This window comes from Streptomyces sp. NPDC001443 (assembly GCF_053597355.1).
In genome coordinates this window covers 64,418-87,731 of record NZ_JBSFIA010000011.1, presented here as the reverse complement: position 1 = coordinate 87,731, position 23,314 = coordinate 64,418, and the positions used below count along the sequence as shown (strand labels likewise).

The following is a 23,314-nucleotide window of genomic DNA, read 5'->3' as shown; positions in this document are numbered from 1 at the left end:
CCACCGGTGCTGTTCATCAGAGTACGGCTGGGGGCCCGTAGCGGAAGCTCATTTGCAGAACTGATTGGCCGGGGCGTTTATGGTGTGCCGCATGTTTCGTATTGAGGCAGAAGTCGACAAAGTGCGGCGTGATCTCCTCCGTACGCGTCTGCGTGACACGAACACGGCGAACTCGCCGGTGCTGCGCGCCCTGCGCGGCACGCCCGGTGAGCGCGAACTCCCGCTGCACGTCTGGGCGTCGGACGAGGCGGGCGAGCTGGCCGGTGGTCTGGTCGGGCACACCTGGACGACCTGGCTGCACGTCACCTACCTGTGGGTCGACGAGCGCCACCGGGGCGCGGGGCTGGGCTCCCGGCTGCTGGCGCGGGCGGAGCGCATCGCACGTGAGAAGAGGGACTGCCGGGGTGCCCGGGTGGAGACGTGGGACTTCCAGGCGCCCGGCTTCTACCGCGGACACGGGTACGAAGTGGTGTGCGTGATCCCCGACTACCCGCCGGGGATCACGGAGTACACGCTGACGAAGCGGCTCGGCCGGGCGGGCGGCTGACCACCGGCGGGACGCCGACGGCCGGGTCCGGAGGAGCACTCCCCCGGACCCGGCCTCGGCCCTGGCATCGGTCTCGGCCTCGGAACGCGGACCGGGCGTCAGGACCCGTCCCGCGCCCGGTCGTCGGGACCGGGACCGGGGGCCGAGCCCGGCCGTCGGATCCTGAGTCGCGCTCGGCCCTCGGGACCGCGGGCATGTTCACGGCCGTCGTGGCCGTGGGACCGGTCCGGCCGTGCGGGGCGGTCGGATCAGTCCAGGCGTGCGGCCCCCGCCGAGGGCACCGCCTCGAAGACCCGCGGTGCGGTGAAGCCGGCCGTGGCGAAGGCGTCCTCGACCGCCTTGGTGATCGCCACCACGTCCGCCTCCTCGGCCAGCACGATCGCCGAGCCGCCGAAGCCGCCGCCGGTCATCCGGGCGCCCAGCGCGCCCGCGGCCAGCGCCGCGTCGACGACCAGGTCCAGCTCGGGGCAGGAGACCCGGAAGTCGTCGCGCAGCGAGGCGTGGCCCTCGGTGAGGACCGGGCCGATGGCGCGGGTGTCGCCGGCCTTCAGCAGGTCCACGACGCGCTCCACGCGCGCGTCCTCGGTGACGACGTGGCGCACCAGGCGGCGCACCTCCTCCTCGTCGCCGAGCCGCTCCAGCGCCGTGTCCAGTCCGGCGTGGTCGATGTCGCGCAGGGCGTGGACGCCGAGCAGGTCGGCGCCCTGCTCGCAGCCGGCCCGGCGCTTGCCGTACTCGCCGCCGCTGTGGGCGTGCTTGACCTGGGTGTCCACGACCAGCAGCCGCATCCCCTCGGCGGCCAGGTCGAAGGGGATCTGCCGCTGGGACAGGTCACGGGTGTCCAGGAACAGCGCGTGGCCCGCCTCGCAGCAGGCCGACGCGGTCTGGTCCATGATGCCGGTGGGGGCGCCGACGTAGACGTTCTCGGCGCGCTGGCACAGGCGGGCCAGCTGCCAGCGCTTGAGGCCGAGTTCGTACAGGTCGTTCAGGGCCAGCGCGACGACGACCTCCAGGGCCGCCGACGAGGACAGGCCCGCGCCCGCGGGGACCGTGGACGACAGGTGGACGTCGGCGCCGGTGACCGGGTGGCCGGCCTCGCGCAGCGCCCAGACCACCCCGGCCGGGTACGCCGTCCAGCTCTTGTCGCTCTCGGGCGCGAGGTCGTCCAGGGAGAGTTCGACGACGCCGCCCTCGACGTCCGCCGAGTGCAGCCGCAGCCGGCCGTCGGTGCGCCGTGACACCGCCGCGACCGCGGTGTGCGGCAGCGCGAACGGCATGACGAAGCCGTCGTTGTAGTCGGTGTGCTCGCCGATGAGGTTGACCCGGCCCGGTGCGGACCAGACGCCCTCGGGCTCGGCTCCGTACAGCGCGGCGAATCCCTGTCGGACCTGGACCTGTGGTGCCCCCACTAGTGCTCCCTCGCGGTGCGTGCGTTGTGCTGCGTGAACTCCCAGGCGTCCGCGACGATTCCGGCGAGGTCGGCCCGGGAGGGGTTCCAGCCCAGTTTCTCGCGGGCGGTGGCGGCGGAGGCGACCAGGACCGCGGGGTCGCCGGCCCGGCGCGGGGCGACGACCTCGGGGATCGGGTGGCCGGTGACCTGGCGGACGGTCTCGATGACCTCGCGGACGGAGAAGCCGTTGCCGTTGCCGAGGTTGCAGATCAGGTGTTCGCCGGGCCGTGCGGCGGCGACGGCGAGCAGGTGGGCCTCGGCGAGGTCGGCGACGTGGATGTAGTCGCGGATGCAGGTGCCGTCCGGGGTGGGGTAGTCGTCGCCGAAGACGGAGATGGCGTCGCGGCGGCCCTGGGCGACCTGGAGGACGAGGGGGATCAGGTGGGACTCGGGGTCGTGGCGTTCGCCCTGCGCGCCGTAGGCGCCGGCCACGTTGAAGTAGCGCAGGGAGACCGCGCCGAGGCCGTGGGCGGCCGCCTCGCCGGTGATCATGTGGTCGACGGCGAGCTTCGAGGCGCCGTAGGGGGAGGTGGGGGCGGTCGGGTCGGTCTCGGTGATCGGGGTGTTGACCGGCTCGCCGTAGGTGGCGGCGGTGGAGGAGAACACCAGCTTGCGCACGCCCGCGTCGCGCATCGCGCCGAGCAGCGCCATGGTGCCGCCGACGTTGTTGTCCCAGTACTTCTCCGGCTTCACCACCGACTCGCCGACCTGGGAGAAGGCGGCGAAGTGCAGGACCGCGTCGTAGGAGGAGTCCAGCCACTTGGCGGCGTCGCGGATGTCGCCCTCGACGAACGCGGCGCCGGCCGGGACGCCCTCGCGGAAGCCGGTCGAGAGGTTGTCGAGGACGGTGACCTCGTGGCCGGCCTCCAGCAGGTGCTGGGCGACCACGCTGCCGACGTATCCCGCGCCACCCGTGACCAGGTACTTACCGCTCATGAACTCGCTACCTCTCGCAGTCGCTCGGCCGCGCGCTCCGGCGGCACGTCGTTGATGAACACGTTCATGCCGGACTCGGAACCCGCGAGAAACTTCAGCTTGCCGGAAGTGCGGCGAATGGTGAAAAGCTCGAGGTGGAGCGCGAAGTCGTCGCGGCTGACCCCGTCGAACTCCTCCAGCGCGCCGAACGGCGCCTGGTGCCAGGCGGCGATGTAGGGCGTGGGAGGTTCACCTTCGCCGAAGATCCGGTCGAAGCGCCTCAAGACTTCCAGATAGACCTGGGGAAACTCTGTGCGTGCCGGCTCGCCGAGGGCGAGCAGATCGGGGACGCGGCGCTTGGGATACAGGTGGACCTCGTAGGGCCAGTGCGCGGCGTACGGCACGAAGGCCACCCAGTGTTCACCCTCGAGGACGACCCGTCCGCCGGCGAGTTCCCGTTCCAGGACGGCGTCGAAGAGGTTCTGGCCGCCCGTCGCCTCCTTGTGTGCCGCCACTTGGCGCAGCATCAGGGCGGTGCGGGGGGTGACGAAGGGGTACGCGTAGATCTGCCCGTGCGGGTGACCGAGGGTCACCCCGATCTCTGCTCCGCGGTTCTCGAAGCAGAACACCTGTTCCACGGAGGGCAGATGCGACAGCTCGGACGTCCGGTCGGTCCACGCGTCCAGCACCAGGCGCGCCTGTTCCTCGTCGAGGTCGGCGAAGGACGAGTTGTGGTCGGAGGTGAAGCAGACGACCTCGCAGCGGCCGGAGTCGCCCGCCAGGGAGGGGAAGCGGTTCTCGAAGACGACCACGTCGTAGGTCGAGTCCGGGATCTCGCTGAGCCGGTCGCCCTGTGAGGGGCACAGCGGGCACTCGTCGGCCGGGGGGTGGTAGATGCGGCCCTGGCGGTGCGAGGCGACGGCGACGGAGTCGCCGAGCAGGGGGTCCGCGCGCACCTCCGAGGTGGTGACCGTGGGCTCCAGCGGGCGACGGTCCACCGCGTCGCGCACGGCGTCGTCCCGCAGGTCGTAGTAGATCAGCTCACGACCGTCGGCCAGTCGGGTCGAGGTCTTCTTCACCGCGGCACTCCATCCGTACACCTAGCGAAGCTTCAAACAGAACCAAACACATCGAACCATAAGACCCCACGAAGGTCACCCCCACAATCAAACAAAGAACACCAGGCAAGGTGAGTTCTGGATGCAAACCCCCACATATCTGGCAGCGGGACTGCGGCTGCCCGTCGACGCGCTCGACTACGCGATCATGGCGATCTACTTCGCCGTCGTCCTGGGCATCGGATTCGCGGCCCGCCGCTCGGTGCGCACCAGCCTCGACTTCTTCCTCTCCGGAAGATCGCTGCCTGCCTGGATCACCGGTCTGGCCTTCGTCTCGGCCAACCTCGCGGCCACCGAGATCCTGGGCATGGCCGCCAACAGCGCCCAGTACGGCGCGTACACCGTGCACTGGTACTGGATCGGCGCCATCCCGGCCATGGTGTTCCTGGGCCTGGTGATGATGCCGTTCTACTACGGCTCCAAGGTCCGCTCGGTCCCCGAGTTCCTGCTGCTGCGCTTCGACAGGTGGGCGCACCTGCTGAGTTCGGTCCTGTTCGCCTGCGCCGCGATCCTGATCGCCGGGGTCAACCTCTACGCCCTCGCGATCGTCGTCGAGGCGCTGCTCGGCTGGCCGCAGTGGGTGGCCGTCGTCGTCGCGGGCTTCTTCGTGCTCGCCTACATCACCCTCGGCGGCCTCTCCTCCGCGATCTACAACGAGGTGCTCCAGTTCTTCGTGATCCTCGCGGCGCTCATCCCGCTGTCCGTGCTCGGCCTGAAGAAGGTCGGCGGCTGGGGCGGGCTGACCGACAGGCTCACCGCGCAGCACGGCCACCACTTCGTCACCGCGTGGGGCGGCACCGGCATCGGCGACGCCAACCCGCTGGGCGCCAACTGGCTGACCATCGTGCTCGGCCTGGGCTTCGTGCTGTCCTTCGGCTACTGGACCACCAACTTCGCCGAGGTGCAGCGCGCGCTGTCCGCGAAGAACCTCTCCGCCGCCCGGCGCACCCCGCTGATCGCGGCCTACCCGAAGATCTTCATCGTCTTCCTGGTGATGACCCCCGGTCTGGTCGCGGCGGCGCTCGTGCCGAGGATCGGCACCTCCGGCTCGGACCTCCAGTACAACGACGCCATCCCTTACCTGATGCAGGAACTGCTGCCCAACGGCGTGCTCGGCATCGCGGTGACCGGTCTGCTGGCGGCCTTCATGGCGGGCATGGCGGCCAACGTGTCGTCCTTCAACACGGTGTTCACCACCGACATCTGGGCCAAGTACGTCGTGAGGGGCCGCGAGGACGCCCACTACGTGCGCTTCGGCCGCCTGATCACCGCCATCGGGGTGCTCGCGTCGATCGGCACGGCCTTCCTGGCCTCGTCGTTCTCGAACATCATGAGTTACCTCCAGACGCTGTTCTCCTTCTTCAACGTGCCGATGTTCGCGGTCTTCATCGTGGGCATGTTCTGGAAGCGGGCGTCGGCGAGATCGGGCTTCTGGGGGCTGCTCGCGGGCACCGTGGCCGCGATGGTCAACTACTTCGTGCTCTACAAGCGGGACATCGTCTCCGTCCCCACCGACCAGGGCGCCAACTTCGTCTCCGCCATCGCGGGCTTCGCCGCGGGCGCGGTCGTCATGGTGATCGTGTCGCTGTTCACCGCCCCGAAGCCGGAGCGCGAGCTCCAGGGCCTCGTCCACGGCACCACGTCCCCCGGCATGTCCGAGCCGCCGGCCGCCGGGGACGACGCCTGGTACCGCAGGCCGGCCCTGCTGGGCTGGGGCGCGGTGATCCTGGCCGCCGCCTGCTACATCCCGTTCTCGATCTGACCGCGCAAGGATGGAGGGACCATGTCCGACTGCTCCGAGGAAAGCGTCCGGCGCGAGGTCACCGAACTGGAGGGCAGGTCCGCCACCGCCGCGCGGATCTTCGACCTGCGCCGGATCATCGGCGGACTGTTCGTCGTCTACGGCGTCCTCGTGACGGCCGCCGGGATCTCGCCGTCCGACGCCTCCCTGGACAAGTCCGAGGGCGTCAACATCAACCTGTGGACCGGTCTCGGCATGCTGGCCCTGGGCGTGTTCTTCCTGGTCTGGCTGAAACTCCGCCCGGCGGTCCCGCCGCGGGCACCCGAGCGGGAACAGCCGCCCGAGTAGACCTCCCGCGCACAGGTTGCATAATCATGCGGTTCGTTGAATACTCTTCCCATGTCCAAGGTTCTCACCTCCCTGCCCACCGGCGAGCGCGTCGGCATCGCTTTCTCGGGCGGCCTCGACACCTCCGTCGCGGTCGCATGGATGCGCGACAAGGGTGCCGTCCCGTGCACCTACACCGCCGACATCGGCCAGTACGACGAGCCCGACATCGCCTCGGTGCCCGGCCGCGCGAAGACCTACGGCGCCGAGATCGCGCGCCTGGTCGACTGCCGGGCGGCACTGGTCGAGGAGGGCCTGGCCGCGCTCGCCTGCGGCGCGTTCCACATCCGCTCGGGCGGTCGCGCCTACTTCAACACCACCCCGCTCGGCCGCGCCGTCACCGGCACGCTGCTGGTGCGGGCGATGCTGGAGGACGACGTCCAGATCTGGGGCGACGGCTCGACGTTCAAGGGCAACGACATCGAGCGGTTCTACCGCTACGGCCTGCTCGCCAACCCGCACCTGCGCATCTACAAGCCGTGGCTCGACGCCGACTTCGTCTCCGAGCTCGGCGGCCGCAAGGAGATGTCGGAGTGGCTGGTGGCCCACGGGCTGCCCTACCGGGACAGCACCGAGAAGGCGTACTCGACCGACGCCAACATCTGGGGCGCCACCCACGAGGCCAAGACGCTGGAGCACCTCGACACCGGCGTGGAGACCGTCGAGCCGATCATGGGCGTCCGGTTCTGGGACCCCTCGGTCGACATCGCCCCGGAGGACGTGACGGTCGGCTTCGACCAGGGCCGCCCGGTGAGCATCAACGGCAAGGAGTTCGCCTCCCCGGTCGACCTGGTGATGGAGGCCAACGCCATCGGCGGCCGCCACGGCCTGGGCATGTCGGACCAGATCGAGAACCGGATCATCGAGGCGAAGAGCCGCGGCATCTACGAGGCACCGGGCATGGCGCTGCTGCACGCCGCCTACGAGCGTCTCGTCAACGCGATCCACAACGAGGACACCCTCGCCACCTACCACAACGAGGGCCGCCGCCTGGGCCGGCTGATGTACGAGGGCCGCTGGCTGGACCCGCAGGCGCTGATGGTGCGCGAGTCGATCCAGCGCTGGGTCGGCTCGGCGGTCACCGGCGAGGTGACCCTGCGGCTGCGGCGCGGCGAGGACTACTCGCTGCTGGACACCACCGGCCCGGCGTTCAGCTACCACCCGGACAAGCTGTCGATGGAGCGCACCGAGGACTCGGCGTTCGGCCCGGTGGACCGGATCGGCCAGCTCACCATGCGCAACCTCGACATCGCCGACTCCCGCGCCCGGCTGGAGCAGTACGCCGGTCTCGGCATCGTCGGCACGACCCACCCCGAGCTGATCGGCGTCGCCCCGGCGGCGGCGAGCGGTCTGATCGAGGCCATGCCGGAGGGCGGCGCCGAGGCGATCGCCTCCCGCGGCGAGACGTCCGGCGACGACCAGCTGCTGGACCGTGCCGCGATGGAGTTCGGCACCGACTGAGCGAACGCGCCGACGACAGGCGCGCAGGTCCGCGAACGGCGCGGCCGGTCCGGGGCGATGCCCGGACCGGCCGCGCCGTTCGCGTCACGGCTCCAGGCTCGGAACCACGGCTCCACGCCCGGGTCTACGGCTCCACGCCCGCGCTCTGCGGCGGCAGCGGTCCTGCCCGGTCCAGCAGGCCCGTGCGGGCCGCCAGGGCCGCCGCCTCCAGCCGGGAGCCGACCCCCAGTTTCATCAGGACGCGCTGGACGTGGGTGCGGGCGGTGGACGGGGCGATGCCCATGCCGGCCGCGATCAGCCGGGTGTCCTCGCCGTCGGCGACCCGGACCAGGACCTCGATCTCCCGCGGGGTGAGCATCTGGAGCAGCCGCTGGCCCTCGTCGTCGGGCTGGGCGGCCGGGTTGAGCAGTTCGCTGAACGCCCCCTGGAGGAGCTGGGGGGCCACCGCCGCCTCGCCCGCCCGCGCCTTCATGATGGCCCGCTCCACGCCCTCGATGCGCTCGTCGTGCCGTACGTAGCCCGAGGCGCCCGCGGCGAAGGCCGCCGCGATGCCGCGCGGACTGGGTACCGGGCCGAGAACCAGGACCGCGACCTGCGGACGCTCCCGTTTGATCCGTATCACCGGGTCGAAGATGCCCGGTTCGGCCGGTGCCGCCGTGCCCAGCAGGCACACCTCGGGCGCGCGGGTGATCACCAGTTCCGCCGCACCGGCGGCCGGTGCCGCCGCGGCCAGTACCCGGTGCCCCCGCAGCTTCAACGCCGAGGCCAGCGCCTCGGCGAGCAGTCGATGGTCGTCGACCACCATCAGCCGCACTCCCACAGAGCAACCCCCAGTCCCCCCAATGGGTCCCCTCTGGGGCTGCCCACTGGTCCGCATGGCCGAAGGGCCCCCCGGCTCCCCCGTCCTTCATGCCCCCGGAAGCTACACGCTTGTTCGACGTTGCGCTCCCCCTACTGGTGAGAAGTGCCCCGGATCGCCGAAATTCCTCACATTCGAGGGTGATGAGCGGTACGCGCACGGCCCCGCCCCTGAGCAGGGACGGGGCCGTGCGCACGGGCCCGGGCGCGCCGGGTCAGCCGTCGGTGCCGAACGCGACCGCCAGGACCTCCTTGCCGCCCACGCCGGACAGCGGCTTGTTGGCGAAGACCTGGGACATGTACAGCCGGCCCCGCGAGTAGAGGATCTCGGCGTACTCGGGGAGCATGCTCTGCTCCACGGTGTGCACCTGGGACGTCGCCGGGTTCTCCATCAGCGTCGTCTCCTTGAAGCCGGCGCCGTCGATGCTCACGACCTGGCCGCCCTTGTCGTAGGGCGGGCGCTTGTAGGCGAGCAGGGCGGTGCCGTCCATGCGCAGCGGGGTGATCGTGTAGCCGTCGCCGGAGTCGGCGCGCTGGCCGGTCTGCTTGCCGGTGGCGAGGTCGAAGGCGACGATCTCGTTGGACCGGGTGCCCGACCCGCCGCCCTCGTGCTCCTCGGTCGGCACGTAGATCCGGTCGGCGGCCACGACGACGCCCTTGCAGTACTCGATCCGGCTGATGCCCTCGCACTTCGCCGCGTACTGGTCGCCCGGCGCGGAGATGCGGGTGCGCAGCGCGCCGGTCTTGCCGTCGATGGAGAAGAAGTCCGAGATGCCGCTGCCGTCGCCCGCGCTGTCGCCGACGTCGGCGGCGACGACCAGCGGGTCCGTCGAGACGACGCTGGCGTACTCGATGCCCTTGGTCATCTTGTACTCCGAGATCACCTTCCCGCTGGCCGGGTCGATGGTCTGGATGCTGAGCTCGTGGTTGTCGTAGTCGCCGCACTTGCGGACCGCGACCAGCTTCGCGCCGCCGCCGTAGCCCGCGTCGTAGCAGGTGTCGCCGGCCTTCGGGGACCACAGCAGCTTGCCCGAGTCGATGTCGAAGGCGGCGCCGCCCTCGGTGGCGCCCAGGGCGGCCGTGTGGGCGCTGACGGTGACGTTGTCGAAGGTGATCGGCTGGTCACCGGTGTTGACGGTCTTCGTCCACAGCTTCTTGCCCGCGTCGAGGTCGATCGCGGCGACCTGGCTGCATCCGTGCGAGGGGTCGGCCTTGGTCGGCATCGCGGGCTCGTAGAGGATCGCCGTGCGGTTGTCCTCGGTGGTGTGGCGGGCGGCCTCGCACACCGGTCCGGGCAGCTTGATCGTCCACAGCCGGGTGCCCTTGGCGGGGTCGTAGCCGACGACCTCGGCGGCGCCGGTCTTGACGTACGTCTTGTCGGTGAGCCAGGAGCCCTGGGTGCTCATGGTGGCGGCGACCGTGGGCATGGGGACCTGGAAGAGCACCTTGGACGCGGTGTCGGCGGGCGCCTTCTCCGTACCGCCGGAGCCGCCCCCGGTGGTGTCCTTGCCGTCCTTGCCGCCGGTGCCGCCGCTGGAGCTGCCGGTGTCGTGCTTGCCGCCGCCCTTGCCGGACGAGGAGTACCAGATGCCGCCGCCGACGATCAGCGCGATCGCGACGACGGCCGCGACGATGATGATCAGCTGGGCGTTGGGCTTGCGGCCGCCGCCGGCCGGTCCGCCCGCGGGCCCGCCGGGCTGCTGCCCGTAGCCGTACGGGCCCGGCTGGGGGGCGCCCGGGTAGCCGTAGCCGGGCTGCGGGACGGTCGGCGGCTGCGGGTAGCCGTAACCGGGCTGCGGCGGCGGAGGTGCCTGCGGGTAGCCGTAACCGGGCTGCGGCGGCGGGGGCGCCTGCGGGTAGCCGTAACCGGGCTGCGGGGTGCCCTGCGGCTGCGGGGGCTGCTGGCCCGGGGGCGGGCCGAAGCCGCCCTGCGGCTGCGGGGGCTCGTTCGGGGGCGGGGGCGGCGGCTGGCTCATGGTCTGACTACCTCGGGAACGCGACTGAGACGGAGACGGGGACAAGGGGGACCGGGCCGGGACCGGGACCGGCGCCGAAAGGGGAACGACGGGATCGGAGAAGGACGGGAGCAAACGGGAGAAGTCGGGACCGGCGCGGCCGGTCCGGCTCACTTGCCGAAGGCGAGCATCAGCTTCTCCTTCGCGTCGTCCTTCCCGGTCAGATGGGTGGAGGAGAGGTAGAAGCGCCCGTCCACCCAGGCGATCGACTTCGAGAAGAAGCCGGACTCGATCCGGGCGGTGCCCTGCGGGTTCTGGAGCAGCTTCGCCGGGGTGTGGGTCGCGCCCGTGGTCGGGATCGCGACGACCTGGCCGCCCGTGTCGTACGACGGCTCGACATAGGCGACGAGCCGGCCGCCCTCGACCCGGATCGGCTGCATCGAGGTGTCCGCCGGGGACTTCACGCGCCACTTCTCCTTGCCGGTGGAGAGGTCGACGGCGACGATCTCGTTGGCTCCGGTGGTGGCCTTGGTGGGCAGGTAGAGGGTGTTCGCGTCGGCCGCGACGCCCTGGCAGCCCTGGAGGTCGCGGTCGAGCAGGGCCCAGCCGCACTCGGGGGCGAAGTCCTCGTCGACGGAGACCTCCGAGCGGAAGGTGCCGTCGCTCTTGATGGTGGAGATGTTCCAGGCGTTCTTGCCCTCGTTGGTCAGGTAGAGGACGAGCGGGTCGAGCGAGTACGCCCGCTGCACCGACCAGCCCTTGTCGAGCTTCTGCGTCCACCGGACGCCGCCGGTCCGCGGGTCGAGACCCTGTACTTCCTCGTGCTCGTCGGCGCCGCCGGCGCCGCAGGACGCCACGGAGACCAACTGCTGCTCGCCACCGGCGAAGGCGGTGGGGAAGCAGGCGGTGCCGTACTTCTTCTTGTCGAACAGCTTCTTGCCGCTGCGCAGGTCGTACGCCGTGCCGGACTGGGAGCGGCCGACCATCAGCGTGTCACCGGCGAGCGTCAGGTCGACGGATATCACGCTGTCGAACAGCGCGCCGTCGGCGACCTGGGCGGTCCAGCCCTTCGCGCCCGTGTTCAGGTCGACCTGCTGGAGCTGGTTGCACTTGGCGCGGCTGCTGCTGCCGCTCATGTACGCCACGACGACCTTGTCGTCGGACGACTTGACGGGGGTGACCGCGCAGATCTTCTGCGGGAAGGTGATCGGGTCCCAGGCCGGCTTGCCGTCCGCGACGCCGTAGGCGACGAGTTCGTTGTAGGCCGCCTTCACCGCGGTCGTGCCGGTGATCCACATGCCGGGGGCGTCGGCTCCGGAGGCGGGCGCGTCGGGCGCCTCCTTGTACCAGAGCACCTTGGCCTCGCCGGGCTTGCGGCCCGCGTTGAGGTCCTGGGACTCCGCGTTGCCGCCGCTGCCGTCGCCCGGGTTGACCGGGGCGTCGGTCCCGGGGCTGTCGCTTCCGGACGCGACCGGCTTGCCGCCCTTGCCGTCCTTGCCCGCCTGGTCGTCACCGCCGCCACCGGACGTGAGCGCCACCACGACGGCGCCGACGACGAGCAGCGCGACGACCGCCGCCCCCGCGGCGAGCGCGGGCCGCCGCTTGAAGGGGTTGCGGGAACCGGCGGACGGCCCGTCCGGGCCGATCGGGTACGCGGGCTGCGGCGGGTAGCCGTAGCCGGGCTGCGGGCCGTACGGACCCGGCTGCTGCGGCTGACCGTACGGACCCGCCTGCGGGGGCTGACCGTACGGACCCGCCTGCGGGGGCTGACCGTACGGGCCGGGCTGCTGGGCGTACGGGCCGGGCTGCTGCGGCGGCTGACCGTACGGGCCCGGCTGCTGCGGCACACCGAAACCGGGCTGCGGGGCCCCCGGCGGCGGGGGCGGCACGGGCGCGCCGAAGCCGGGGCCGCCGGACGGCGGTTGGTCCTGCGGCGGGCCGAAGCCGCCCTGCGCGGACGGCTGGTCGGGCGGTTGCGTCATCAGCGTGTCTCCCCCTGGCTCACTGATTTCTCGCCACGCCCCGAGCTGTGCGAGGGACGCGCAGACGTCCCGGCGAGTTGTCAGACGCTCTGTTCTATCACCCGGCACCGACGGCGTACGGGCGTGCGGTCCCCCCTGTTCCCAAGGGAGAACCGGCCCGTGACGCCCTCGTTATGCGCCGTCACGCCCCCTTCACACGACCCGCGCGCCGTACGCCCCGACCCAGCCGGGGATCAGGCGTCCTCGGCGAGTTCCAGCCAGCGCATCTCCAGTTCGTCCCGTTCGCCCGACAAGTCCCGCAGCTGGGAGTCGAGTTCGGCCACCTTCGCGAAGTCGGTGGCGTTGTCGGCGATCTGGGCGTGCAGCTTGGACTCCTTTTCGGTGATCTTGTCCAACTGCCGTTCGATCTTCTGGAGTTCCTTCTTCGCGGCACGCTGGTCGGCCGCGCTCTTCTCGGTCGTGGCCCGGGCCGGGGCGGCGGGACCGGAGGCGGCCGCGGCCGCCTCCTCCATGCGCCGGCGACGCTCCAGGTACTCGTCGATGCCACGCGGCAGCATCCGCAGGGTGGCGTCGCCGAGCAGGGCGAACACGCGGTCGGTGGTGCGCTCGACGAAGAACCGGTCGTGGGAGATGACGATCATCGAGCCGGGCCAGCCGTCGAGGACGTCCTCGAGCTGGGTGAGGGTCTCGATGTCGAGGTCGTTGGTGGGCTCGTCGAGGAAGAGGACGTTGGGCTCGTCCATCAGCAGCCGCAGCAGTTGCAGCCGGCGGCGCTCACCGCCGGACAGGTCGCCCACCGGCGTCCACTGCTTCTCCTTGCCGAAGCCGAACGTCTCGCACAGCTGCCCGGCGGTCATCTCGCGGCCCTTGCCGAGGTCGACGCGCTCGCGCACCTGCTGGACGGCCTCCAGGACCCGGGTGGCGGGGTTCAGCTCGGCGACCTCCTGGGAGAGGTAGGCGAGCTTGACGGTCTTGCCGACGTTGACGCGTCCGCCCGCGGGCTGCGTCTCGCCCTGGCTGCGGGCGGCCTCGGCCATGGCCCGCAGCAGGGACGTCTTGCCGGCGCCGTTGACGCCGACCAGGCCGATGCGGTCGCCGGGGCCGAGCTGCCAGGTGACGTGCTTGAGCAGCACCTTGGGGCCGGCCTGGACGGTGACGTCCTCGAGGTCGAAGACGGTCTTGCCGAGCCGGGACGAGGCGAACTTCATCAGCTCGCTGGTGTCGCGCGGCGGCGGCACGTCGGCGATCAGCTCGTTGGCGGCCTCGATCCGGAAGCGCGGCTTGGAGGTGCGGGCGGGCGCGCCGCGCCGCAGCCAGGCCAGCTCCTTGCGGACCAGGTTCTGCCGCTTGACCTCCTCGGTCGCGGCGATCCGCTCGCGCTCGGCGCGGGCGAAGACGTAGTCGGAGTAGCCGCCCTCGTACTCGTGCACGTCACCGCGCTGCACGTCCCACATGCGGGTGCAGACCTGGTCGAGGAACCAGCGGTCGTGGGTGACGCAGACGAGCGCGGAGCGGCGCTCGCGCAGGTGCTGGGCGAGCCAGGCGATGCCCTCGACGTCGAGGTGGTTGGTCGGCTCGTCGAGGACGATCAGGTCCTGCTCGTCGATGAGGAGCTTGGCGAGCGCGATACGGCGGCGCTCACCACCGGAGAGCGGGCCGATGACGGTGTCCAGGCCCTGCGGGAAGCCGGGCAGGTCGAGCCCGCCGAACAGGCCGGTCAGCACGTCCCGGATCTTGGCGTTGCCCGCCCACTCGTGGTCGGCGAGGTCGCGGATGACCTCGTGCCGGACGGTGGCGGTCGGGTCGAGGGAGTCGTGCTGGGTGAGCACGCCCATCCGCAGCCCGCCGTTGTGGGTGACGCGGCCGGAGTCGGCCTCCTCCAGCTTGGCGAGCATCCGGATCAGGGTGGTCTTGCCGTCGCCGTTGCGGCCGACCACCCCGATCCGATCGCCCTCGGACACGCCGAGCGAGATGCCGTCGAGGAGGGTACGGGTGCCGTACACCTTGCTGACGTTCTCGACATTGACCAGGTTGACGGCCATTTCACTCCTGCGCAGGGGGGTCGGTCAGCCTTCTAGCCTAGGCCCTGCGGAGGCGGGAGCGGGGCGCGAGGAGTTGGTCACTCTTTGTGATGACGTGATCGGGAACGGGCCGCTACCTTGGAGGGCAGGCAGCAGGATCCCGTCCATGGGAGGAACCATGACCGCCGAGTCCGTAGAGCCTCGCGTCCAGTGGCCGGTGCCGCCGCAGGACGGGTACACCGTGGACGACCTGTTCACGCTTGCGGATCTCCCGCCGCACACCGAGCTGATCGACGGGAGCCTCGTTTTCGTGAGTCCGCAGCGCCGTTTCCACTACTTGGTGATCGACCTGCTGTTCAACAGGCTGTACGACTCGCTCCCCTCGGGGCTCGGTGTCGAGCGGGAGATGACCGTCGTCATCGACGACCGCAACGGCCCCGAACCGGACATCAGCGTGGTGCGGGCCGACGCCGTCACCGGACTCGACCAGACCAGGTTCGAGGCGGAGGACGTGCTCCTGGCCGTCGAGGTCGTCTCACCGGAGTCCGAATCCCGTGACCGCACCACCAAGCCTCACAAGTACGCCGCCGCCGGCATCCCGAACTTCTGGCGTGTCGAGCAGAACGGAGCGGACGGCGGACCGATCGTCCACGTCTACGAACTCGACCCGATGACCAACGCATACGTGCACATGGGTGTGCACCGGGATGTCCTCAAGGTCGACAAGCCCTACGCCGTCGCCATCGAGCTGACGGCACTCGGCGGGAGGTAGCCGAAGGCGGCCCCCTCAGAGCACCGTCGCCCCCGCCACCGGCCCCGCCGCCGTCCGTACCGTGCGGCAGGTACCGGAGGCCCCGAGCGCCTGCGCCACCTTCTCCGCCGATTCCGCGTCGCGCGTGAGGAAGGCCGTCGTGGGGCCGGAGCCGGAGACCAGCGCGGCGAGCGCGCCCGCCCCGCGTCCCGCCGCCAGCGTGTCTGCCAGTTCCGGGAAGAGGGACAGCGCGGCGGGCTGGAGGTCGTTGGAGACGGCCGCCGCCAGCGCCTCGGGGTCGCCCTTCGCGAGCGCCTCCAGCAGATCGGCGGAGGCCACCGGCTCCGGGACGTCCCGGCCCTCGGCCAGCCGGTCGAACTCGCGGAAGACCGCCGGGGTCGACAGGCCGCGGGAGGCCATCGCGAACACCCAGTGGAAGGTCCCGCCGACGTCGAGGGCGGTCAGCCTCTCCCCGCGCCCGACGCCCAGCGCCGCCCCGCCGACCAGGCTGAACGGCACGTCGCTGCCGAGCTCGGCGCAGATCTCCAGCAGTTCCTCGCGGGAGGCGCCCGTGCCCCACAGCGTGTCGCAGGCGAGCAGCGCGCCCGCGCCGTCCGCGCTGCCGCCCGCCATGCCGCCGGCCACCGGGATGTCCTTGGCGATGTGGATGTGCACGGCCGCGTCGAGGCCGCGCCGCCCGGCCAGCGCGAGCGCCGCGCGCGCGGCGAGGTTGGTGCGGTCCAGCGGGACCTGGGCGGCGTCCGGGCCCGCGCAGGTGACCCGCAGCTCGTCGGCCGGGGTCACGGTGACCTCGTCGTACAGCCCGACGGCCAGGAAGACGTTGGCCAGGTCGTGGAAGCCGTCCGGCCGGGCCGCCCCGACCGCGAGCTGGACGTTGACCTTGGCCGGAACCCGTACCGTGACGCTCACTCGCCCGTCCCCTCGAAAGCGTCCTTGTGCTCGGCGATGCGCGCGAACTCCTCGACCGTCAGCGACTCCCCGCGGGCCTGCGGCGAGACACCGGCGGCGACCAGGGCCGCCTCGGCGGCCGCCGCGGACCCCGCCCAGCCGGCGAGCGCCGCGCGCAGCGTCTTGCGGCGCTGCGCGAACGCCGCGTCGACGACCGCGAAGACCTCCGTGCGGGAGGCCGTCGTCTTGATCGGCTCGGTCCGCCGGACCAGCGAGACCAGCCCGCTGTCGACGTTCGGCGCGGGCCAGAAGACATTGCGGCCGATCGCTCCGGCCCGCTTGACCTCGGCGTACCAGTTGGCCTTGACCGAGGGCACGCCGTAGACCTTCGAGCCGGGCGCGGCGGCCAGCCGGTCGGCGACCTCGGACTGCACCATCACCAGGGTGCGCTCGATGCTCGGGAAGGTCTGGAGCATGTGCAGCAGCACGGGGACGGCGACGTTGTACGGGAGGTTCGCGACCAGCGCGGTCGGGGCCGGGCCGGGCAGCGCGCCGACGTGCATCGCGTCGGAGTGCACGAGCGCGAACCGGTCGGCTCGCTGCGGCATCCGGGCGGCGACGGTCGCGGGCAGCGCGGCGGCCAGCACGTCGTCGATCTCCACCGCGGTGACCCGGTCGGCGGCCTCCAGCAGGGCGAGGGTGAGGGAGCCGAGCCCCGGACCGACCTCGACGACCACGTCGTCGGGGCGGACCCCGGCGGTGCGCACGATACGGCGGACCGTGTTCGCGTCGATCACGAAGTTCTGGCCGCGCTGCTTGGTCGGGCGCACCCCGAGGGCGGCCGCCAGTTCGCGGATGTCGGCGGGGCCCAGCAGGGCGTCAGGGGTGGGGCTGCTCACGGCACCAGGGTACGGGGCCGCGGGCGGCGCCTCGTCCGGTCACCGGCCGCGCCCGGCACGCGCCCCGCCCCCGCCCCGGTCCGCTCACCCGTGCAGCCGTGCCCCGCAGTGCGGCCAGGGGCTCGCGCCCTGCCGTACGTACAACCGCTTGGCCCGCCGTGTCTGTTCCGCGGCCGGCGCGTCCTGCGGCCGTCCGATCCCGCCGAGGCTGCGCCAGGTGTGCGTGTCCATCTGGTAGAGCCCGCCGTACGTCCCCGACCGGTCGACGGCGTCCGGCCGCCCGCCCGACTCGCAGGCCGCGAGGCCCTTCCAGTCGAGGTGGTCGGCGCCGCGGACCGACGGCGGCAGCGGCTTCGTGCCCACCCGCACCAGCTGGGACCGCGGCTCCCGCACCCGCTCGGACCGCACGCGCCGCGGCTTCTGCCGGACGCCGTTGACGGTCCGCAGGGCGTAGGTGATGCGCCGCAGCCCCGGCCGTCCGACCCGTTCGACGACCTCCGTGCCCCGGAACAGCGAGGCGTCGGCGGTGCGCCGCACCTCGAACGGGATCGCCTCCTCCCGGATCTCCCGGCCGCCGGTGATCCGCAGCACGGTCACCGTCTGCCCGTCGCGCGGGAAGCTCCCGGCCGGGACCGAGATGGCGTCCTGGCCGCGCAGGGTGATCCCGGCCTGCTCGACGGCCTCGCCCACGGTCGCGGCGTTGGTGCGCACGGTGCGGGCCCGGCCGTCCGCCATGACCGTGACGGCGCGTTCGGTACGCACGTCCAGCGCGAGCCCCTCCCGCCCGATGCGCCGGTGCCGCGCGGCGGACAGATACGCGCCCTCCACCCGCACCCCCAGCTGTTCCAGCGCCTCCTGCACGGTGTGCGCCGTGGTCCACACCTCGGTGCGCCGGCCGTCGACGGTGAGCCGCACCGGCCGTCCGTAGCGCACCGCGACCTCCTGGCCCGAGGCCAGGGGCGTGCCGGGAGCGGGCGCCACCGAGTCGTGCGCTCCGACCCGGACGCCCTCCTTCGCGAGCAGCTCCGTCACGTCGTCGGCGAAGGTGTGCAGGGTGCGCGGTCTGCCGTCGACGTCCAGCTCGACGGCCTTGTCCCTGGCGACGAAGGCGGTGGTGCCGCCGGCCAGCACGGCGACGACCAGCGCCCGTGGCAGCAGCCGGCGCATCCGGCCGTCCACCAGCCCGGCGTACCCGAGCCTGCGCCGGCGCGGGGAGCGCCGGTCCGCCGTGACGCGCTCGACGAGCGTGGGCGCCTCCGCACCCGGCGGACGCGGCGTCTGACCCGGAAGCGTGGCGTCCTCCGACCCGTACCCGTCGTAGGACCCGTGGGACCCGTGGGACCCGTGGGACCCGTACGGGGCGTGCGCCTCGTACGGTCCGTACGCGTCGTACGCCCCGTAGGCCGTGCCCGTCTCGCTCGCCTCGTGCGTCTCGCTCGCCTCGTGCGTCTCGCTCGCCTCGTGCGTCCCGTGCGCCTCGAGCGTCTCGTAGGCGGGCCGGTACGTGTCCCGGTACATGTCCTGGTACGTGTCCCGGTACATCCCGAAGGGCTCGTACGCCCCGGGCGCCGCGTACACGCCGTACGCCAGCGTCTGGGCGTTGTGCAGGTCGAAGCCGCCACCGGTGTCGGCCTGCGGGGCCGATGGGCCCGGGTCGGGGCCGCCGTACCCCTCGTACCCCCCGTAGGGCTCGTACGCCTGATACGTCTCGTACTGCGAGTTGCTCACGCCGACACGCTCCACAGGGCCAGACGGGTCCGGATCGGGCCCCCAGAACCTAGCGGAGCGGCCGTCGCTCTCCAAAGCCCCGCGATTACGCACAGTCGTGCCCAGAGTGAGTGCCGACCGCCGCGAACACGGCCCGGCGGTCACGGTCCGGTCACATCGCGTAGCCGAAGGCGCGGGCCGTGTTCGCCGCGAGGGCTCCCGCCAGCACGTCCTCGTCGACGCCCCGCACGGCGGCCAGGGCGCGCACCGTGACCGGAATGAGATACGGGGCGTTGGGCCGTCCGCGGTACGGGGCCGGGGTCAGGAACGGCGCGTCGGTCTCCACCAGGAGCAGTTCCGGCGGGGCGACGGCGACGGCGTCCCGCAGGTTCTGGGCGTTCTTGAAGGTGACGTTGCCGGCGAAGGACATGAAGTACCCGGCGCGGGCGCAGATCCGCGCCATGTCGGCGTCGCCGGAGTAGCAGTGGAAGACGGTCCGCTCCGGGGCGCCCTCCTCCTTCAGCACGCGCAGCACGTCGGCGTGGGCGTCGCGGTCGTGGATGACCAGCGCCTTGCCGTGCCGCTTGGCGATCTCGATGTGGGCGCGGAAGGACCGCTCCTGCGCCTCCTTGCCCTCGGGACCGGTGCGGAAGTAGTCGAGTCCCGTCTCGCCGACGCCCTTGACCTGGGGCAGCCCGGCCAGCCGGTCGATCTCGGCGAGCGCCTCGTCGAGCGCGGCGGCGCCGCCCGGGGTGCGCGCGCCCTGCCGGGACCAGCCCCCAGGGTCGCCGTGGACGATGCGCGGGGCCTCGTTGGGGTGCAGGGCGACGGTCGCGTGCACGCTGTCGTGGGCGGCCGCGGTCTCGGCGGCCCAGCGCGAGCCCTTGAGGTCGCAGCCGACCTGGACGACCGTCGTGACGCCCACCGACGCCGCTTTCGCGAGGCCTTCCTCGACCGTGCCGGACTGCATGTCGAGGTGGGTGTGGGAGTCGGCGACCGGCACCCTGAGGGGTTCCGGGAGCGGCGGCGCCGCGTTCTTGTCGTCGTTCGAAGGCATGCCCCGATCCTACGAAAGGGGCATGCCGTCCCGGGCCGTGCGGGGCGTCAGCCCACCCTGCGCTGGAACGGGTGCAGGAGATCGGCCAGGTGCCAGTGGTGCCCTTCGGGCTCCGGCACCCCCCGCTGCTCCTGCGTGCCGGGCGCCGCCGGGGGCTGCTGCCGGTGCAGCAGGTCCTGCACGAAGGACACCTGGCCCGCGCGCATGATCCGTACGACGTTGCCGTCGCAGTTCACACAGGCGGGGCGGCTCAGCGGGGACGGCACGACCCGGCCGCCCGCCACGTAGAGCACGAACTCGTGGCCGTCGGCGTCCGTGTGGTGCTCGATCTCGTACGACTGTTCCCAGCCGTGCCCGCACCTCATGCAGGCGAAGGAATAGGACTCGTTGACGACGGACATCGCTCCGTCGCGATGACCGGTCTGCCCTGCGATCTCACTCATGCCAGCTCCTGCTGTCCGCTGGACGAGCGCCCCCGGCGAGGGAGTTCCCCCCGGAACCCCGGTGGAGGCGAGGGACGGGTGCGTCCCTGTATCCAGTGGACGCCTCCACCGGCCCGAATGCATCAGGACTGTCGAGTGTTGGACCCGATTTGGACCGGTCTTGCCGAAACGGCCTCGGCGGGCGGCCCGGGCTTTGCCTGGCACGTACACCCTTTGCCCGTGCATGGGGCGCCCGCTCATGGGAGAAGCGCCCTGCTCAGAGGGTGTACGGCAGCCCGCGCGCGCCGTCTCAGCGGCCGGCGTTCTTCGCCGCGACCACCGCGTCGAACACCTCACGCTTGGGCAGTCCGGCCGCCGCGGCCACCGCCGCGATCGCCTCCTTGCGGGGCTCCCCCGCCTCCTCACGCACCCGCACCCGGCGCACCAGCTCCTCTGCGTCGAGCTCCTGCCCGCCCCGCTCGGCCGCCCCCTCGACGACGACGGTGATCTCGCCCCGCACGCCCTCGGCGGCCCACGCGGCCAGCTCGGCGAGGCCGCCGCGCCGGACCTCCTCGTACGTCTTGGTCAGCTCGCGGCAGACGGCGGCGCGCCGGTCGGCGCCGAAGACCTCGGCCATGGCGGCGAGGGTGTCGTCGAGCCGGTGCGGGGCCTCGAAGTACACCAGGGTGCGGCGCTCCTCGGCGACCTCCCGCAACCGGGACAGCCGCTCGCCCGCCTTGCGCGGCAGGAAGCCCTCGAAGCAGAAGCGGTCGACGGGCAGCCCGGACAGCGCCAGCGCGGTCAGCACGGCGGACGGTCCGGGTACGGCGGTGACCTTGACGTCCTTCTCGACGGCCGCGGCGACCAGCCGGTAGCCGGGGTCGGACACGGACGGCATGCCCGCGTCGGTGACCAGCAGCACCCGGGCGCCGCCCACCAGCGCCTCGACGAGTTCCGGCGTGCGGGCCGCCTCGTTGCCCTCGAAGTACGACACCACCCGCCCCTTGGGCATCACGCCCAGGGCCTGGGTCAGGCGCCGCAGCCGCCGGGTGTCCTCGGCGGCGACGACGTCGGCGTCGGCCAGTTCCGCGGCGAGCCGGGGCGGAGCGTCCTGAATGTCGCCGATGGGGGTGCCTGCCAAGACAAGGGTTCCAGTCACGCCACCATCCTCCCAGGGGCCGGACCAAGGGGACGCATCCGGACCGGTACCGGCCTTGCACGGGACTCACACAGAAGGGTTCCCTACGATGGCGCGGTGACCAGTACCGCGTCCTCCACGGACATCCGGCAGGGCCGGGCCCCGCACGACCAGCAGCCGTCGTGGCAGCAGCGGCTGCGGCGATTCGGCTACTCGGCGCAGGCGTCGGGACCCGCGAGCGACGTCCGCGAACGGCTCGTACCGCCGTACGCCGAGCCCAGCCCCCGGCTGTGGGCGGCGCTCGGCCTCCCGCCCACCCTCGTCGACCGCCTGAGGCGCTGGTCGGGCTGGGGTGGTCCGCTGCTGGTCACCCTGTTCGCGGGGGTGCTGCGGTTCTGGAACCTGGGCAGCCCGAAGGCGGTGATATTCGACGAGACGTACTACGCGAAGGACGCGTGGGCGATCGTCCACCGCGGGTTCGAGGTCAACTGGGACAAGAACGCCAACGACCTCGTGCTGTCCTCCCACGGGCACCTGACCATTCCCGTGGACGCGGCCTACGTCGTGCACCCGCCGGTCGGCAAGTACGTCATCGGGCTCGGCGAGCTGATCTTCGGGTTCGACCCGTTCGGCTGGCGGTTCATGACGGCGCTGCTCGGCACGCTCAGCGTGCTCGTCCTGTGCCGGGTCGGCCGCCGGATCTTCCGCTCCACCTTCCTGGGCTGTCTGGCGGGCGCGCTCATGGCGGTCGACGGACTGCACTTCGTGATGAGCCGCACCGCGCTGCTCGACGGCGTGCTGATGTTCTTCGTCCTGGCCGCGTTCGCCTGTCTGGTCGTCGACCGCGACCGGGCGCGCGAGAGACTCGCGGCGGCGCTCCCCGAGGACGCCGACGGCCTGGCCCGGCCGGACGCGCTCGTCGCCGAGACCACCCGCCTCGGTCTGCGGCCCTGGCGCTGGGCGGCCGGTCTGCTGCTCGGCCTGGCCATCGGCACCAAGTGGAACGGCCTGTACATCATGGCGGCGTTCTGCGTCATGACGCTGCTCTGGGACGTCGGCTCCCGCAAGGTCGCCGGCGCGCGCAACGCGTACACGACGGTCCTCAAGCGCGACACGGGCCTGGCGTTCCTCGCCACCGTGCCGGTCGCGCTCGTCACGTACCTGGCGTCCTGGACCGGCTGGATCCTCTCCGCGGACGACGGCTCCGGCGGCTACTACCGCAACTGGGCCGTCACCGACGGCAAGGGCAGCAGCTGGTCCTGGCTGTTCCCGGACTGGTGGCGCAGCCTGTGGCACTACGAGCACGAGGTCTACAACTTCCACGTGCACCTGTCCTCGCCGCACACCTACCAGTCGAACCCGTGGAGCTGGCTCGTCCTGGGCCGCCCGGTCTCGTACTTCTACGAGTCCCCGCTGCCCGGCACCGACGGCTGCCCCTCCGACGCGAGCGAGAAGTGCGCGCGCGAGGTCCTGGCGATCGGCACGCCGATGCTGTGGTGGGTGGGCTGCTTCGCGCTGCTGTACGTGCTGTGGCGCTGGTTCTTCCGCCGCGACTGGCGCGCGGGCGCGATCGCCTGCGGCATCGCGGCCGGCTACCTGCCCTGGTTCATGTACCAGGAGCGCACGATCTTCCTCTTCTACGCCGTCATCTTCGTACCGTTCCTGTGTCTGGCGGTGGCGATGCTGCTCGGCGCGATCGTCGGGCCACCGGGCTCGACCGAGACCCGCCGCGTCGCGGGCGCGACCGGCGCGGGCGTCCTGGTCCTGCTGATCGCCTGGAACTTCATCTACTTCTGGCCCCTGTACACCGGCCAGGCCGTCCCGATCGACGACTGGCGGTCGCGGATGTGGCTGGACACCTGGGTCTAGCTGGACAGGCGGAAAAAGAGGGCGCGGCAGACTGCCGCGCCCTCCCGTCCGTTGTGGGCCGTTGTCGGCTGTTGCCTCCCGGTCGACCCTGCTCTCGATTCTGTCAACTCCCGCCCCAGCAGCCTCG

Annotated in this window: 19 protein-coding genes; 6 read left to right on the top strand and 13 right to left on the bottom strand. The window is 72.0% G+C overall.

From position 1 onward, the window contains the following. Nucleotides 1–79: 79 nt before the first annotated feature. Complete coding sequence (locus tag ACWC24_RS14765; RefSeq protein ID WP_450663194.1) at nt 80–547, top strand: GNAT family N-acetyltransferase; 468 nt, start codon at nt 80–82, stop codon at nt 545–547. A gap of 248 nt (nt 548–795) precedes the next feature. On the opposite strand, the gene galK is transcribed toward ACWC24_RS14765, so the two are convergent. From galK to galT, 3 genes are read right to left on the bottom strand one after another with little or no spacing between them, the layout of a single operon-like run. Next, nucleotides 796–1,956, bottom strand: a complete 1,161-nt coding sequence (gene galK / locus ACWC24_RS14760) for a galactokinase (RefSeq protein ID WP_450663193.1) — start codon at nt 1,954–1,956, stop codon at nt 796–798. Next, the gene (gene galE, locus ACWC24_RS14755; protein WP_450663192.1) at nt 1,956–2,933 is read right to left on the bottom strand and encodes a UDP-glucose 4-epimerase GalE; all 978 of its coding nucleotides are present in this window, start codon (nt 2,931–2,933) and stop codon (nt 1,956–1,958) included. The genes galK and galE overlap by 1 nt, the downstream gene beginning before the upstream one ends. Continuing rightward, nucleotides 2,930–3,991, bottom strand: a complete 1,062-nt coding sequence (gene galT, locus ACWC24_RS14750; RefSeq protein ID WP_450663191.1) for a galactose-1-phosphate uridylyltransferase — start codon at nt 3,989–3,991, stop codon at nt 2,930–2,932. Before galT ends, galE begins: the two co-directional genes overlap by 4 nt. 121 nt (nt 3,992–4,112) lie before the next feature. Between galT and ACWC24_RS14745 the strand changes: the two genes are divergently transcribed. The 3 genes from ACWC24_RS14745 to argG are packed head-to-tail and all read left to right on the top strand — an operon-like array spanning nt 4,113 to nt 7,619. Further along, the gene (locus tag ACWC24_RS14745) at nt 4,113–5,792 is read left to right on the top strand and encodes a sodium:solute symporter family protein (RefSeq protein ID WP_450663190.1); all 1,680 of its coding nucleotides are present in this window, start codon (nt 4,113–4,115) and stop codon (nt 5,790–5,792) included. Nucleotides 5,793–5,813: 21 nt separating this feature from the next. Beyond that, on the top strand, nt 5,814–6,119 hold the full coding sequence (locus tag ACWC24_RS14740; protein WP_450663189.1) for a hypothetical protein: 306 nt from the start codon (nt 5,814–5,816) through the stop codon (nt 6,117–6,119). A gap of 51 nt (nt 6,120–6,170) precedes the next feature. Beyond that, entirely contained in the window at nt 6,171–7,619 is a 1,449-nt protein-coding gene (argG, locus tag ACWC24_RS14735) for an argininosuccinate synthase (protein ID WP_450663188.1), read from the top strand. Nucleotides 7,620–7,743: 124 nt separating this feature from the next. On the opposite strand, the gene ACWC24_RS14730 is transcribed toward argG, so the two are convergent. The 4 genes from ACWC24_RS14730 to ACWC24_RS14715 all read right to left on the bottom strand — a co-directional run bounded on the left by ACWC24_RS14730 (nt 7,744) and on the right by ACWC24_RS14715 (nt 14,456). Beyond that, nucleotides 7,744–8,439, bottom strand: a complete 696-nt coding sequence (locus tag ACWC24_RS14730) for a helix-turn-helix transcriptional regulator (protein WP_450663187.1) — start codon at nt 8,437–8,439, stop codon at nt 7,744–7,746. Between the two features lie 253 nt (nt 8,440–8,692). Then, nucleotides 8,693–10,453: an outer membrane protein assembly factor BamB family protein gene (locus ACWC24_RS14725; RefSeq protein WP_450663186.1), complete on the bottom strand. Its 1,761-nt coding sequence runs from the start codon at nt 10,451–10,453 to the stop codon at nt 8,693–8,695. A 149-nt stretch (nt 10,454–10,602) separates the two neighbouring features. Continuing rightward, the gene (locus ACWC24_RS14720; protein WP_450663185.1) at nt 10,603–12,414 is read right to left on the bottom strand and encodes an outer membrane protein assembly factor BamB family protein; all 1,812 of its coding nucleotides are present in this window, start codon (nt 12,412–12,414) and stop codon (nt 10,603–10,605) included. A 233-nt stretch (nt 12,415–12,647) separates the two neighbouring features. Beyond that, nucleotides 12,648–14,456: an ABC-F family ATP-binding cassette domain-containing protein gene (locus ACWC24_RS14715; protein WP_450663184.1), complete on the bottom strand. Its 1,809-nt coding sequence runs from the start codon at nt 14,454–14,456 to the stop codon at nt 12,648–12,650. Nucleotides 14,457–14,613: 157 nt separating this feature from the next. Between ACWC24_RS14715 and ACWC24_RS14710 the strand changes: the two genes are divergently transcribed. Beyond that, the gene (locus ACWC24_RS14710) at nt 14,614–15,207 is read left to right on the top strand and encodes a Uma2 family endonuclease (protein ID WP_450663281.1); all 594 of its coding nucleotides are present in this window, start codon (nt 14,614–14,616) and stop codon (nt 15,205–15,207) included. Nucleotides 15,208–15,222: 15 nt separating this feature from the next. Here ACWC24_RS14710 and ACWC24_RS14705 read toward each other — a convergent pair whose 3' ends face one another. The 6 genes from ACWC24_RS14705 to rsmI all read right to left on the bottom strand — a co-directional run bounded on the left by ACWC24_RS14705 (nt 15,223) and on the right by rsmI (nt 21,339). Then, entirely contained in the window at nt 15,223–16,116 is an 894-nt protein-coding gene (locus ACWC24_RS14705) for a 4-(cytidine 5'-diphospho)-2-C-methyl-D-erythritol kinase (RefSeq protein WP_450663183.1), read from the bottom strand. Beyond that, complete coding sequence (rsmA, locus tag ACWC24_RS14700; protein WP_450663182.1) at nt 16,113–16,994, bottom strand: 16S rRNA (adenine(1518)-N(6)/adenine(1519)-N(6))-dimethyltransferase RsmA; 882 nt, start codon at nt 16,992–16,994, stop codon at nt 16,113–16,115. Before rsmA ends, ACWC24_RS14705 begins: the two co-directional genes overlap by 4 nt. Before the next feature lie 84 nt (nt 16,995–17,078). Next, nucleotides 17,079–18,722: a ubiquitin-like domain-containing protein gene (locus ACWC24_RS14695; RefSeq protein ID WP_450663181.1), complete on the bottom strand. Its 1,644-nt coding sequence runs from the start codon at nt 18,720–18,722 to the stop codon at nt 17,079–17,081. A 151-nt stretch (nt 18,723–18,873) separates the two neighbouring features. After that, nucleotides 18,874–19,758, bottom strand: a complete 885-nt coding sequence (locus ACWC24_RS14690) for a TatD family hydrolase (protein WP_450663180.1) — start codon at nt 19,756–19,758, stop codon at nt 18,874–18,876. A 47-nt stretch (nt 19,759–19,805) separates the two neighbouring features. Beyond that, on the bottom strand, nt 19,806–20,201 hold the full coding sequence (locus ACWC24_RS14685; protein ID WP_450663179.1) for a hypothetical protein: 396 nt from the start codon (nt 20,199–20,201) through the stop codon (nt 19,806–19,808). A gap of 289 nt (nt 20,202–20,490) precedes the next feature. Further along, nucleotides 20,491–21,339 (bottom strand): 16S rRNA (cytidine(1402)-2'-O)-methyltransferase, encoded by an 849-nt coding sequence (gene rsmI, locus ACWC24_RS14680; protein WP_450663178.1) that lies wholly within the window; start codon nt 21,337–21,339, stop codon nt 20,491–20,493. A 96-nt stretch (nt 21,340–21,435) separates the two neighbouring features. Here rsmI and ACWC24_RS14675 point away from each other — a divergent pair, with 96 nt between their 5' ends. Then, the gene (locus tag ACWC24_RS14675) at nt 21,436–23,187 is read left to right on the top strand and encodes a dolichyl-phosphate-mannose--protein mannosyltransferase (RefSeq protein ID WP_450663177.1); all 1,752 of its coding nucleotides are present in this window, start codon (nt 21,436–21,438) and stop codon (nt 23,185–23,187) included. The last annotated feature ends 127 nt before the right edge of the window (nt 23,188–23,314 follow it).

Excerpts from the sequence above, each read along its gene's own strand:
- ACWC24_RS14765 (WP_450663194.1), top strand. The coding sequence starts at position 80 with ATGGTGTGCCGCATGTTTCGTATTGAGGCAGAAGTCGACAAAGTGCGG.
- galE (WP_450663192.1), bottom strand. The coding sequence starts at position 2,933 with ATGAGCGGTAAGTACCTGGTCACGGGTGGCGCGGGATACGTCGGCAGC.
- ACWC24_RS14745 (WP_450663190.1), top strand. The coding sequence starts at position 4,113 with ATGCAAACCCCCACATATCTGGCAGCGGGACTGCGGCTGCCCGTCGAC.
- ACWC24_RS14740 (WP_450663189.1), top strand. The coding sequence starts at position 5,814 with ATGTCCGACTGCTCCGAGGAAAGCGTCCGGCGCGAGGTCACCGAACTG.
- argG (WP_450663188.1), top strand. The coding sequence starts at position 6,171 with ATGTCCAAGGTTCTCACCTCCCTGCCCACCGGCGAGCGCGTCGGCATC.
- ACWC24_RS14725 (WP_450663186.1), bottom strand. The coding sequence starts at position 10,453 with ATGAGCCAGCCGCCGCCCCCGCCCCCGAACGAGCCCCCGCAGCCGCAG.
- ACWC24_RS14720 (WP_450663185.1), bottom strand. The coding sequence starts at position 12,414 with ATGACGCAACCGCCCGACCAGCCGTCCGCGCAGGGCGGCTTCGGCCCG.
- ACWC24_RS14715 (WP_450663184.1), bottom strand. The coding sequence starts at position 14,456 with ATGGCCGTCAACCTGGTCAATGTCGAGAACGTCAGCAAGGTGTACGGC.
- ACWC24_RS14710 (WP_450663281.1), top strand. The coding sequence starts at position 14,614 with ATGACCGCCGAGTCCGTAGAGCCTCGCGTCCAGTGGCCGGTGCCGCCG.
- ACWC24_RS14690 (WP_450663180.1), bottom strand. The coding sequence starts at position 19,758 with ATGCCTTCGAACGACGACAAGAACGCGGCGCCGCCGCTCCCGGAACCC.
- ACWC24_RS14685 (WP_450663179.1), bottom strand. The coding sequence starts at position 20,201 with ATGAGTGAGATCGCAGGGCAGACCGGTCATCGCGACGGAGCGATGTCC.